General features: G+C 37.1%; 14 protein-coding genes. 3 read left to right on the top strand and 11 right to left on the bottom strand.

The features are described 5' to 3' along the window. A complete protein-coding gene (locus BTO23_RS14770) occupies window positions 1-912 on the bottom strand; it encodes a tyrosine-type recombinase/integrase (protein ID WP_105063876.1) in 912 nt (303 codons plus the stop codon). A 151-nt stretch (window positions 913-1,063) separates the two neighbouring features. Here BTO23_RS14770 and BTO23_RS14775 point away from each other — a divergent pair, with 151 nt between their 5' ends. Further along, window positions 1,064-1,414 carry a DUF3319 domain-containing protein gene (locus tag BTO23_RS14775; protein ID WP_060993756.1) on the top strand — a complete coding sequence of 117 codons (351 nt, stop codon included), beginning with the start codon at window positions 1,064-1,066 and terminating at the stop codon, window positions 1,412-1,414. Between the two features lie 37 nt (window positions 1,415-1,451). Further along, complete coding sequence (gene yciH / locus BTO23_RS14780; RefSeq protein ID WP_060993755.1) at window positions 1,452-1,763, top strand: stress response translation initiation inhibitor YciH; 312 nt, start codon at window positions 1,452-1,454, stop codon at window positions 1,761-1,763. Between the two features lie 247 nt (window positions 1,764-2,010). Here the strand turns inward: yciH and BTO23_RS21380 are convergent, their stop codons facing one another. Further along, window positions 2,011-2,163 (bottom strand): hypothetical protein, encoded by a 153-nt coding sequence (locus tag BTO23_RS21380; RefSeq protein WP_170066750.1) that lies wholly within the window; start codon window positions 2,161-2,163, stop codon window positions 2,011-2,013. A 293-nt stretch (window positions 2,164-2,456) separates the two neighbouring features. On the opposite strand from BTO23_RS21380, the gene BTO23_RS14785 reads away from it, so the two are divergent. Continuing rightward, window positions 2,457-3,023: a PhnA domain-containing protein gene (locus BTO23_RS14785; protein WP_060993754.1), complete on the top strand. Its 567-nt coding sequence runs from the start codon at window positions 2,457-2,459 to the stop codon at window positions 3,021-3,023. 76 nt (window positions 3,024-3,099) lie between these two features. On the opposite strand, the gene BTO23_RS14790 is transcribed toward BTO23_RS14785, so the two are convergent. The 9 genes from BTO23_RS14790 to BTO23_RS14830 all read right to left on the bottom strand — a co-directional run bounded on the left by BTO23_RS14790 (window position 3,100) and on the right by BTO23_RS14830 (window position 12,779). Beyond that, complete coding sequence (locus BTO23_RS14790) at window positions 3,100-3,660, bottom strand: hypothetical protein (protein ID WP_060993753.1); 561 nt, start codon at window positions 3,658-3,660, stop codon at window positions 3,100-3,102. A gap of 221 nt (window positions 3,661-3,881) precedes the next feature. Further along, a complete protein-coding gene (gene pntB / locus BTO23_RS14795) occupies window positions 3,882-5,258 on the bottom strand; it encodes a Re/Si-specific NAD(P)(+) transhydrogenase subunit beta (protein ID WP_105063877.1) in 1,377 nt (458 codons plus the stop codon). Between the two features lie 11 nt (window positions 5,259-5,269). Further along, on the bottom strand, window positions 5,270-6,826 hold the full coding sequence (gene pntA, locus BTO23_RS14800) for a Re/Si-specific NAD(P)(+) transhydrogenase subunit alpha (RefSeq protein WP_105063878.1): 1,557 nt from the start codon (window positions 6,824-6,826) through the stop codon (window positions 5,270-5,272). A 260-nt stretch (window positions 6,827-7,086) separates the two neighbouring features. Continuing rightward, window positions 7,087-7,362, bottom strand: coding sequence for an HlyU family transcriptional regulator (locus BTO23_RS14805; protein ID WP_105063879.1), 276 nt, complete (start codon window positions 7,360-7,362; stop codon window positions 7,087-7,089). Window positions 7,363-7,478: 116 nt separating this feature from the next. Beyond that, window positions 7,479-8,036 carry an OmpA family protein gene (locus tag BTO23_RS14810; RefSeq protein ID WP_060993749.1) on the bottom strand — a complete coding sequence of 186 codons (558 nt, stop codon included), beginning with the start codon at window positions 8,034-8,036 and terminating at the stop codon, window positions 7,479-7,481. Window positions 8,037-8,161: 125 nt separating this feature from the next. After that, entirely contained in the window at window positions 8,162-9,268 is a 1,107-nt protein-coding gene (locus BTO23_RS14815; protein ID WP_060993748.1) for an ABC transporter permease, read from the bottom strand. 3 nt (window positions 9,269-9,271) lie between these two features. Further along, a complete protein-coding gene (locus tag BTO23_RS14820) occupies window positions 9,272-10,387 on the bottom strand; it encodes an ABC transporter permease (RefSeq protein WP_105063880.1) in 1,116 nt (371 codons plus the stop codon). Between the two features lie 33 nt (window positions 10,388-10,420). Next, window positions 10,421-11,398: an HlyD family secretion protein gene (locus tag BTO23_RS14825; protein ID WP_060993746.1), complete on the bottom strand. Its 978-nt coding sequence runs from the start codon at window positions 11,396-11,398 to the stop codon at window positions 10,421-10,423. A 4-nt stretch (window positions 11,399-11,402) separates the two neighbouring features. After that, entirely contained in the window at window positions 11,403-12,779 is a 1,377-nt protein-coding gene (locus BTO23_RS14830; RefSeq protein WP_061037348.1) for a TolC family protein, read from the bottom strand. Window positions 12,780-12,826 lie beyond the last annotated feature (47 nt).

The raw sequence follows: 12,826 nt of genomic DNA on the forward strand, positions 1-12,826 counted from the left end.
TCAGGCTTTTTTAGTTTTAAAACGAGACTTTTGTCGTTCGGAACGTTCAATATTACCTATGTATTGATTTGGCATCGCAGGGCTTACCCATCTACCCATTTCTTGTATCTCATGGATAGAATATCCACTTTTTGCGAGTTCTTTTGTTGCACCTACACGTGCAGATAATCCTGAAAACTGAATATCTAGATCCAATAATTCATTAGCTCGGCGAAAAACACGATAGATTGACGAATCGTTTAAATGTTTGTCAGATAGATTCTGATGGCGATCAATCGCTCTAAATAAATACCCATTAGTTATTTGTGATGCGTTAATCCAGTTTATAAGAAGGTGACTTGTGCCTTTCGAGAGTGGGTAATAACATTCCTGCAATTTTACCACCCCATTATTAGCTTCATCAAAGCACACATCAGTTAATTGTAAATCTCTGAGTTCTCCACGTTTTAGAAGTAGCTCAAACATTAAATGCCAAATACATAAATCACGAATATCTTTTAATTCCACAGAATGAGAAAGCAAAGCTTCTAATTTATCGAGCATTACACTTGTAATACCTTCAGTTTGTTTATTATCATCTTTTTTATCTAAACGTATTTTGCCTAAAGCTACTTTTACCTGTGCTGTTTTGGTTGGATCTTTAAAATCAAATGCAGTGTGTATGTGAGAAATAGAAACAAGTGAGCGCTTAATAGAGGATAGTTTTTTATCTTTTGCTTGTTTCTCTATAAAGATTCTAATTGCGGTGGTGGAGGCGGGCAGTGCAACTACATGGTGTAGTTGACAAAATAGAACAAAGTTATTCCAGTCATTTTTAAATGAGAGCAAACTATTATGTGAATATCTCTTGTTCAAATGAGTATCTAATGTCTCGACATCTAACTCAGTTGAAAGGAATATGCTTTTTATCATCCTAATGCACCATAACTTATTTTTTATAGGCTAAACTATACCATAATAAAATTGACATAAGATCACGAAATTTAAGTTTTTAACTAGTATAAAAGAATGAAATAATCGAATCTAGTTACTAGTAATCAGGATACGACAAAGAGTAATAAGTATGAAGAAGTCATTGTACAGAGGATTCTTTATTGAGAATAAAACCGACATTCCTGATGATTGGAAAGTATTAATAAAAAACAAAGTATTGCATGGCCATTTAAGTGCAGTAAAGAAAAGTATCGATTGGTGGAACGATACCGGTTCTATTATTCAGCCTAAAGAATTTGGTGATATGGGTGAAACTGCCGTTAACGAACAAAAAAATAAAAGCCAAGCTGAAGAATATAAAGGGTTTGCCATTAAAAATGATACTGGCGAAGCGAAGAATTGGTATTGTTTATATCATGGTAAGTTAGCGAAAGGTTCATTGCCTGCAATAAAAAGGTTTTTGGATAAACACGAAAAATAATTTACAATTCCACATTATTAAAAAAACGAGATTAATTATGTCTTTAGTATATTCAACGGATGTCGGCCGTATTAAACAAGAAGAAGTAAAACAAGAGCGCCCTAAAGGTGATGGTATTGTTCGCATTCAACGTGAAACCAAAGGCCGTAAAGGTAAAGGTGTCTGCGTGGTTACTGGACTTGATATGGACGATACACAACTTAAACTTCTTGCAGCACAACTTAAAAAAGTATGTGGTTGTGGCGGCGCTGTAAAAGATGGAGACATTGAGATCCAAGGAGATAACCGTGAAAAGATTAAAGACTTTTTAATCAAGCAAGGCCATACAGTTAAACTTGCTGGCGGTTAGTCTTAAAATGAATGCTAATAATCAAACGATGAATACGAAGTATTATTGAATGATTATTAGCTATTTTATGGTAAATAGCGTTATGGTTAAATTACTTGCTATTAGAAAGAATTAATAAAGAAAGGGAAGCTGGATAAATAAAATCCTTAGCTCCGTCATATCTCATTTAACATAATATAAATAATGCGCACTTCAAGGTGTTTGTTATCAAGACTAACGTAGTCTTGATAACTCTACTTATTTTCTATTAATGTGAATGTCCATTGCAGTTTGAGCTTTCAAATAAATCAAAATGTGGCATTGAAAGATTTATACTATGACTTAAATGACCATTAAAAGCATAAGCTGTACCAACACTTAATCCAAGTACTACTGCTATTATTAACAATGTTTTCTTCATTATTTATTCCTTTTTTATGCAGATTATTTGCTTCATATTCATTATGTACGATATTTTTCTGCATAAAAACGTATTTACCTTGGTTTACATAAGAATGAGATTTCTTGTCAAAAACTGAAAAAATTAACCGATTTACTTCATCTAGTTTACTAATTTGAAAACCATCGTTTACCCATTAGATACCAAATGCAAAAGTTATTGGAAAAATTACAGTATTCTCACCGCTTTCCTTTTTCTTGTGGTATAAACTTGGCATAATACAATCACAACTAAACAAACAGGCATACATAATTATGAGCACTGCAAAAACTCTATTAACTCGCTGCGATTCTAAATGTGAACTATGTGGTTCAACTAACTCTCTAGCACCATTCGCAGTTCCGCCAAAAACTGATATCAATGTTGATAACTGTGTAATGATCTGTGATACATGTACTGCACAAATCGAAGACTCAGCAACAATGGATGTTAACCATTGGCGTTGTCTAAATGATTCTATGTGGAGCCAAGTACCTACAGTTCAAGTTATGTCTTATGTTTTACTAAGCAAACTAACGTCTGAATCTTGGGCTCAAGATGCTCTAGATATGATGTACGTTGAAGAAGATGTTAAAGAATGGGCTGAGAAAGCACTTCTTTCGGACGGTGAAAAACCACGTGACATTAATGGCGTTGAACTTAAAAAAGGTGACGACGTAACTGTTACTAAAGACCTTCCAGTTAAAGGTACTAACCAAGTTATTAAACAAGGTACAGTTATCCGTGGTATCAACCTTACAGATGATCCTCGTTTAGTTACAGGCAAGGCAAATGGCGGTCAATCTATGTATGTAATCGCTGAATTCTGTCGTAAAAAGTAATTCGTTACTTCATAATCTGACAGACAAAAAAGACGCTTGAGTGCGTCTTTTTTTATACCTAATATTTATTATTAACTTAATCCCTACTCCATTCATACACATCTTCATTACCTTTGTTTTTGAAAAAGTTAGAATGCTGCTGTACGAATTGATCTTTCTTTAATTCTTTAATTGGCCAATTTGAAAAATCTTCTGATGATGAGAACTCTGCCGTTTCTATTTTAAATTTTGAGAGCTTTTTGGCTGTAGTTCTAAATAAATACGACTGCCCATTGTCCTCACACACAAATTCTACGTTATTAATTGTTCGGTGGTTCAGCTTTACAGTTGCTGACATTATTGATTTTGGTTGGCAGTTCTTCTCATGAATTACAGCAACTTCAAACGTGTTTGTGTAAGTTACATCAACATAAGTAGCAATTTTATTGTTCTTATCAACACGCCTGAATAAAAGTTGTTTGGTATCATCGGTTCTTGCAGTTTGAATACCATTAGAAAATGGCTCATAGTAAAGCCAAGACCAACTCCATTCCATATTTCGTGCTAAGTAATTAAGCTGCGATGAAGAGTGCTGCCATAAGGCACTTAATATTAAAATTGCGCTCGTTATGATGATAATAGAAATGGCTTTTAGCATTAGAGTTACCGCCAGATAGGTGAAAGCTAGATCTTAACATAGGATGACGTTACTAACTATTTTATTCACCATTATGCATGGTTAATCAAAATATTTTGTATTACCCGCGAAGATTTTCTAACTAAATGAATATTTATTGTAATTTTAATTTTCAAATGTAAAAAAGCCGAGATAAATAATCTCGGCTTTTTATTAAATCAGACTAACCATTAATACAAAGATTAAAGGTGCTTACTGATCTCCACACAACTTTCTTTAGCATCACCGAAAAGCATCTCAGTGTTTTCTTTAAAGAACAATGGATTTTGAACACCAGCATAACCTGTGTTCATTGAACGTTTAAATACGATAACGTTTTTCGCGTTCCAAACTTCAAGTACTGGCATGCCAGCTATTGGGCTGTTTGGATCTTCCATTGCTGCAGGGTTAACTGTATCGTTCGCACCAATAACAAGAACAGTATCTGTATCAGATAAGTCATCATTGATCTCGTCCATTTCAAGAACGATATCGTAAGGAACCTTAGCTTCTGCAAGTAATACGTTCATGTGTCCAGGTAGACGGCCCGCAACTGGGTGAATACCAAAACGAACATTAATACCTTGCGCACGAAGTTTTTCTGTAATTTCATGAACTGGATATTGAGCTTGAGCTACTGCCATGCCGTATCCAGGAGTGATAACTACTGACTTCGAGTTTTTAAGCATTTCTGCTACTTCTTCAGCTGTTGTTTCACGGTGTTCACCTTGCTCTTCATCAGAATCTGAAACAACAACATCTTGACCGAAGCCACCAGCAATAACACTGATGAAAGAACGGTTCATTGCTTTACACATAATGTAAGACAGAATCGCACCTGAAGAACCAACTAACGCACCAGTAACAATCAGAAGATCGTTTGATAGCATGAAACCTGCTGCTGCTGCTGCCCAACCAGAGTATGAATTAAGCATAGAAACAACCACTGGCATATCAGCGCCACCGATTGAAGCAACTAAATGATAACCAAATGCAAAGGCAATTAAAGTGACTAAGATAATTGCGAACATACTGCCTTCAACACTAACAAAGTAGTAAAGAAGTGCTGCAGAAGCAATTAATGCGATTAAATTTAATTTATGACGGTGTGGTAACTGAAGTGCAGACGAGCTGATCACTCCGCGTAATTTACCAAATGCAACCAAAGAACCTGTAAATGTTACAGCACCAATGAAGATACCTAAGAACACTTCAACTAAATGAATATTTAGTAATGCGCCTGTAAGCTCACCATGATCGATATAACTGTTGTAACCAACAAGTACGGCCGCCATACCAACAAAGCTGTGAAGAATTGCCACAAGTTCTGGCATTTCTGTCATTTCAACTTTCTTCGCATAATAAATCCCAATTGCGCCACCCATTGCCATAGCAACGATGATCCAACTTGTACCCGCCGAATCAGGACCAAAAATAGTCGCGATTAAGGCAATAGCCATACCAGTAATACCGTAGTAGTTACCGTTACGTGCGGTTTCTTGTTTAGACAGACCGGCTAAACTCATGATAAATAGAACGGCAGATACAATATATGCTGCTTGAACTAATCCTGCTGACATTATTCTACCCCTTACTTATCTTTACGGAACATTTCAAGCATACGCTTGGTTACAGCAAATCCGCCGAATATGTTAATACTCGCGATTAGAACTGCAATAAATGCTAAGAATGAAACGACACCATTGCCCTGACCCACTTGCAGTAACGCACCTACAATGATGATGCCTGAGATCGCATTAGTTACTGACATTAACGGAGTATGTAGTGAATGACTAACATTCCATACTACATAATAACCAACAACACATGCCAAGATGAATACCGTAAAGTGAGCTAAAAATGCAGCTGGAGCAACTGATGCTACCCAACCAAATGCAGCAATACCTGCACCGATCATTCCGAACTTTTTAACAGGAGACATCGGTTCTTCAACTTTCGGAGCTATCTTAGCTTTTGGTGCTGCTTTTGCTTGAGGCTGAGCTGAAACTTGAATTGGTGGTGCAGGCCATGTTACTTCGCCTTCTTTAACAACAGTTACACCACGAAGAACGACGTCCTCAAAATCAATATTGATGTTACCGTCTTTTTCTTTACATAAAAGTTTAAGAAGGTTAACTAAGTTGGTACCGTAAAGTTGCGATGATTGCGTTGGTAAGCGACCAACCATATCGGTGTAACCCACAATTTTTACGCCATTTTCAGTTGTGATTACTTGGTCTTTTACTGTGTACTCACAGTTACCACCATTAGCGGCTGCCAAGTCAACAATCACACTGCCCGCTTGCATACTATCAACCATTGCTTTAGTAATTAACTTTGGTGCTGGGCGACCAGGAATAAGAGCGGTTGTAATGATGATATCAACATCTTTAGCTTGAGCAGCATATAGCTCTTCTGCTTTTTTGTTAAACTCATCAGACATTTCTTTTGCGTAGCCATCACCAGAACCAGAATTTTCTTTGAAATCAACTTCAAGGAACTCTGCACCCATTGATTGCACTTGTTCTTTAACTTCTGGACGAACATCAAATGCACGAACAATAGCACCAAGGCTACCCGCTGCACCGATAGCCGCAAGGCCAGCTACACCAGCGCCCGCAACAAGTACTTTAGCTGGTGGAACTTTACCTGCAGCCGTAATTTGACCTGTGAAGAAGCGACCAAACTCATGCGCAGCTTCTACTACTGCACGGTAACCTGCGATATTAGCCATAGAGCTTAAGGCATCTAACGCTTGTGCACGAGAAATACGAGGAACAGAATCCATCGCTAGAACGTTAATGTTCTTCGTTGCTAATTTAGCAAGTAACTCTTCATTTTGAGCAGGCCAGATAAAGCTAACTAAGCTTGCGCCATCTTGAAGAAGTTCAAACTCATCAACACCGGTTTCTGCGTTAACTTGAGGAGCATTAACTTTAAGGATAAGTTCTGATTTCCACACATCATCACAAGACACAATTACTGCGCCTGTTTTTTCAAATGCAGAGTCATCAAAGCTCGCTAAAATACCAGCATTAGTTTCTACAGCGACTGTAAAACCAAGCTTTAAAAGCTGCTCAACCGTTTTTGGAGTGGCAGCAACACGGGTCTCCCCCGCGAGTACTTCTCTAGGTACACCAATTTGCATAGTTATTCCTTGGCTATTGGCATGAATTGATTCCTTCGTTTTATCGAACAAAAGGGATTAATTCAAGTGTTTTGTAATAAAATGACATAATTTCATTACATTAAAATTGATATCTGCTTATTCTCACCTCTATTAGGTAAAAAAACAACATTTTGATGACAAAGCAGAGGTCGAACCACTTTTTGTTACTGATTGATTTTGAAGAATAAGTATAGAGTAAAAAACAAACGATATTCTAATTCATATCAATTCTATTACGTTTATTTAAAGATTGACTCGCCCATCTGATCAATTAACATTTTTGTTTTTCGCAGCATTAATTCATCAGCATCGTTTTTCGATGAAATAACATCAGAACGAATAAAACGGTGTTCTTTTAACTCTCCATTTATCTCTTTTGTTACTTTACCAGCGATGCGAAATTGAGAGCCATCGGCCTCTGAATTAGGATAAATAAGAAAGGTTTTATATTCGATTGCTTCGATGACTGGTTCTTGCTTAGGTGAAGAACCAAATAGACGTGAAAAAAGCCCCATTTCAGTTTCCTTTTTGAAATAAGGCTTAGTATACCCCAACAGTAAGCGATTTAAGTAACAACTATTTCGTTATAAGTTAGGTGATATTGATACCAATGACTCTTAGTATTTAATCGTTATTCTTTTTCGTCAAACATTTCGCTGATTGGGGTGATACGAATTTCAATACGGCGATTTTTTTTACGTCCATCGGCATTCATATTAGTTGCAATTGGCTCTGCTTCCCCAAAACCATAAGTATTAATTCGATTAGAATCAACGCCCTCTTTAGTTAATAAATCGAGAACTGAATCAGCTCGTTTATTCGATAATGAAATATTAAATTTTTTACTACCTTGACTATCAGTATGTCCTGCAATAAAGACTTCTGATTCTGGCTTATCTTTTAATAACTTAGCCAAGTTTGATAAGACATTTTTACTTTCTTCTTTTATGGTTATACTGCCTGAATCAAAACTTTTATCGCCATTAAGAAGAAGGATAATCTCATTATTAGTTTGAGCAATACTTCCCATATCACTTGTGATGAATTGATTTAATTCTTCATTGTGATAATCAACAAAACTTTCGATTGTCGGTGTTTCTTTAATTCCAGCGGTTTCATCTTCGGATGTGCTTTGACAGCCAACTAAAAAGCTTGCCGCAATAATCAATCCCAGTATCTGTTTTTTCATTATATAAATCCCTAGTCCAACTATGGGATAATCTAACAAACTTCGATTACAGTTTCCTGCTCAGTAAAAATGAAATCGAGAGACTTCAATTTGATGTGAAATTGTGCTGTTACTCAGTATCATAATTAAGATTTATTTCGTTTACTGATAAAAAACAAAACAGCATAAAGTAGGCACAATCCATAAAGTCCGCTTATATTAAACAGCACACTCGGTAAACCAGCACTCTGTTGGTTTAATTTCAAAAAGCCATTGATAGCAAAACCACTTGGTAGCAAATGCATTAGGTCAGTGATTAAGCTAGGAATAAGCTCTGTAGGCCAAATAAATCCAGCACTAAAAACAATAGGCATAGAACTAAACAGTACCAATAATAGAAGGCTTTCTGGTGTTGGTAACCATCGAGCAAGTAACATTCCCAATAGGATGACGGCAGAGATAAATGGAACTAATAAAATGATTAATTCTAACGCCGTGGCAAAGCGACTAATATCATAATGATTAAAGACAGCCCCAAAGTAGAAACATGCCAGTATTAATTCAGAAAATAAAAAAATACCAAAACGTACAGCTAAGTGTGACATCGTATTTTCAGATACCTTGCTCGCTTTTTGTCTTACCCCAACAGCCATCAACAACGTTTGTTGTAAAATCAGCACAAAGACGGCAGGCACAACATATTGTACATAACCCATATTGTGATTAAATACAGGAACATAATTTGATTTAAAAGGTTGGAATGTATCTATCGCTGTATTAATGGGGGTTCCATCAATAGTCATGTGTGCGACACGATATTCAGCTGCAAGGGTTCCCCCTGCTTTCATTAAACCTTCAATAATTGTTCCGTAAATCAAAAAATACGATGCATCACCAGCATAAGCAACCGTTGGTGCTTGGCCAAGTTGTAAGTTAGCTGAAAAGTCGTAAGGGATAACGAGAAAGCCACTCACTGTATTATCTAAAAATTGTTGCTTTGCTTGATTTATGCTTTCAGCTTGTTCAACGACATTAAGTTGTTGAGATTCATTGGCCATACGAATAAATTTTCGACTTAAGTCTGACTTATCCATGTCGACAACGGTGATTTTTTGCTCTTCAGGGCTTTGGTTTAAATAAGGCAATGGGTATAAGAATGCGTAAAATAACACACCACCTATCATCGCGAGTACAATCGTACTATTACTAAAGATAGCTTTTGCTTCATTTTTAACTAACGTGAGAAATGACATGAGTTACTTCCTTAGTCGCGAAATAAGCAGTAGTAAAGGCAATGTAAATAACAAAAGACTGCCAACATGAGATAATGTTTGATTAAAAACATAGCCATAATTAGCTTGTTCAATTTGAGAACGAACAAAATGGCTTGCTGGTAAAATAGAATGCCAGAATGTAGCTAGGCCGTTCATATCGGTAACCGGAAAAGTAACGCCAAGAAAGGCAAAACTAGGCGCAGTATAAGCGCCAGAAATGCTCATCGCTTTGACTATATCGTTTGTACCATAGCCAATAGCAGTACCTAAACTAATACATGCGAGTGTCATTGCACTCATCGTTATAAGGAAGGTGCCTACTTGTGCATCAAAGGGGAACTGTACAATACCATACAAGAAGTAAAACAGAACGGCTCCTAATGACATCCCAATAATAAAATACACAGCGATAAACTGCGCGATACTGCTCAACGTTTGTGAATCAAACCATTCTCTGATATTTTTTTTATTACTGAGCATCATTTCATTTTTCATTGCCCAAATCATCCCCACAATAATAGCCATTTGCCAAATCGCAGGTAAAATTGCGGAAACCAAAAATTGATTATAACTACTGCCTAAATTAAAAAGAGGCGTTACTTGGACTTTGATCGGTACTGCCGAATTGATTGCATGAGTCCACGTTGATTTCTTGGTACTTAATGTTTTAACGGCTGCTAGTTTCGCTTGAGTCGTCATATCCGTTTGCATTAGCGCTGAACTGATTTGCTTTGCTATAAGAATAAACTGCCCGTTATAAAATCCAGACACTTGTGGACTCTTTCCTAATAACACATCTCGTTCAAAATCTCGTGGAATTACGATATAACCATAATTATCACCATTCTTTAGCGCTTGATTTGCTATCAACGTATTCGGCTGAATAGAGCGAACAGCTAATGTTGGGGTTGCATCGTAATCACGAGTTATCATTCTTGATAAACTTGATTGGTCAAGATCCACCACATCAATGGGTAATTCTCGGACGACAGATGCAGAGAATACCCACCAAATAATCAACGACAAGACTAATGGTAAGCCAAAAGTAACAGCAATTACCCATGGATTTGAGCAATAAGAACGCCAAAATTCTTTCATAAAAAATCAACTATAACCGATTGATGTACTGAGTTAATCAAGTTTAACTATGGCACTCATTCCTACTCGTAGATTAGGAATTTCATTCATAGGGTGCGCTTCAATCTCAAACGTTTTTAAATCGAAGCCTTGGCTATTATCAGTCGCACGCCACGTTGCATAATCGCCCATCACTGCAATATGTGTGATCGTAAACGGAACGGTTTGGTCTAATGCTGGCAAATAAACGTCTATTTGTTGGTCTTTTTTGTAATTTTTCAGCTTATCTTCACGGACATGAAAGACAGCCCATGCTTGTTTTATATCAATCACACTAACAACAGGAAAACCTTGAGGTGCAATTTCACCTGCGTTAAGCATTACTTGAGAGACTTCACCGTTGTACCAGCTGTCAATCTTTGTATCTGCTACATAGGCTTCAACTTCAGCAACTGAACCCATCGCCATTTTCACTTTTTCATTAGCGGCGCGTTTTGTTTGAGATCGTGCCCCTTCTTTAGCCATTTGATACATTTGATAAGCCGCACTTTCTGTGTATTTTGCAGCTTGCCACTGAGTATATGTCTCATCTTTTTTTTGCTCAGCAACGACGCCGTCTTTATATAAATTATTTACACGTGCATAGGTTTTTTCAAGCAACTTATTTGCTGCTTTTGCTTTTTGCCACTGATCTTTTGCTGCCGCTACTTGTTGTGTTCTCGCGCCTTGTTCTGCTTCTTCAGCCAGTGCACTTGCTGCAGCCTCTCCTGCTTTCGCTTGAGCTAGCTTAGCCTCAATTTCAGGGCTATATAATGAGAATACGGCTTGTCCTTTTTCAATCATCTCGCCTTTTTTAACGTATATGTTCTCTATACGACCAGGGACTTTAGACGATATATTATATTGTTCAGCTTCAATTTGACCTTGAAGTAGTTCTGGTCGAGGTTGATATGCAGCCCAAAAGCTATAACCTACCCAGCCGATAACACCAATAACAACACATGAACCTAGAATCTTTTTTGGCGAACTCATTATATTACCCTTGTCTTGCTTGAAGTTGATATTGAATAAACGTATCGGTTTGGTTGCTTAATGCCAATAATTTAACCAGTGAAATAACATAATTAAATGAAGCTAATGAGCGTTGAGTTTTAATGCTGGCTAAATATAACTCTGCGTCTACGACATCCAATGACGTTGATAGTCCTTGTTTAAATGCCTTCTCTCGTAAAGTGACATTTTCTTTCGCTAATTCAATACTAGACGCTAAACCATAATATTCATCTATTGCTTGAAGCGCTTCTCTATATGTTTTTTCTACAAGTAAGGAAAGATCTTGTTTTGCTTGTTTTTTCAGATATTGAACTTGTTGAATAGCGCTATGGGCTGCGACTACTTTTTCTGAACGACCTTTGTTATCCAATAAAGGAACATTCATTCCTATCCCCACCATCCAATCAGGTGCAATTTCTGCAGACAAGCTATCTCCTTCATATAGATTATAGTTACCATACAGATACACTTCTGGGTAATATCGACCTTTCTCAGCTTTAACTAAACTTTTGGCTTGAACTTCTTTTGCATCCAATAATGCAAGACCTGGATACGTGTCTAGTGTGCTATCAACAAACGAATTAAGTTGTGGAAGTGTTTTATTAATAAATAATGTGGTTTCAGGTGTGACAGCGTCACTTGTTTGCAACATTCGTAGTAACGCCGCATTTGCTATATCGCGATCTTGCTCTGCTTTACGTAAATCAACTTTTGCTTTGTCATAAGAGGCTTCAGCTTGTAAGCGTTCAACTTTCGCAATTTGACCTTGTTGTTCTAATTTAATGGCGTTATTACGATGTTTTGCAAGACCCTGCTCTACTTCACTGTAGGTTTTAACGACTTCACTTGTTAAAACGACACTAAAGTAATACTTAGCTAGATCTTCATAAGAGGCCTGTTGCTTCATTAGTAATTGATTACGAGCTTCTTCTGTTTTCCCTTCCGCTGCACTTTCTGCTGCGGAAATACGGCCACCAGTGAAGATTGGCCAAATAGCACGTATTGAGCTAGTGAAAATATCACGTTCAGTTAACGTTGACGTAACGGGACCCACTAATTGACCAAGAATCCCTGCTACTGCTGGGTTTGTGTTCGTACTATCAATAAGCTGTTGGCCAGAAACTGTAACATCATCATCTAGGTAAGTATAATTTGCACTTAAGGTAATAGAAGGAAGATTAAGATCAGAAGTGCCAGAGGCTAACGCTTCCTGACGCTGAACATTAGCGCGCTCGGCAGCAATACCATTATGATTTTTGAGTACATTTTGCCATGCGCTGTCGAAATCGACGGATTTAGCGCACACAGACAGAGAAAGTAATGTTGTAAATAAAGCAGATATTCGTGAAATTTTTAGCATAAACCCTCCAATTAATAGAGTATAAACTCTAAATGGTTTAGTATGCA

It is taken from the genome of Aliivibrio sifiae (genome assembly GCF_002954715.1).
Classification (GTDB): Bacteria; Pseudomonadota; Gammaproteobacteria; order Enterobacterales; family Vibrionaceae; genus Aliivibrio; species Aliivibrio sifiae.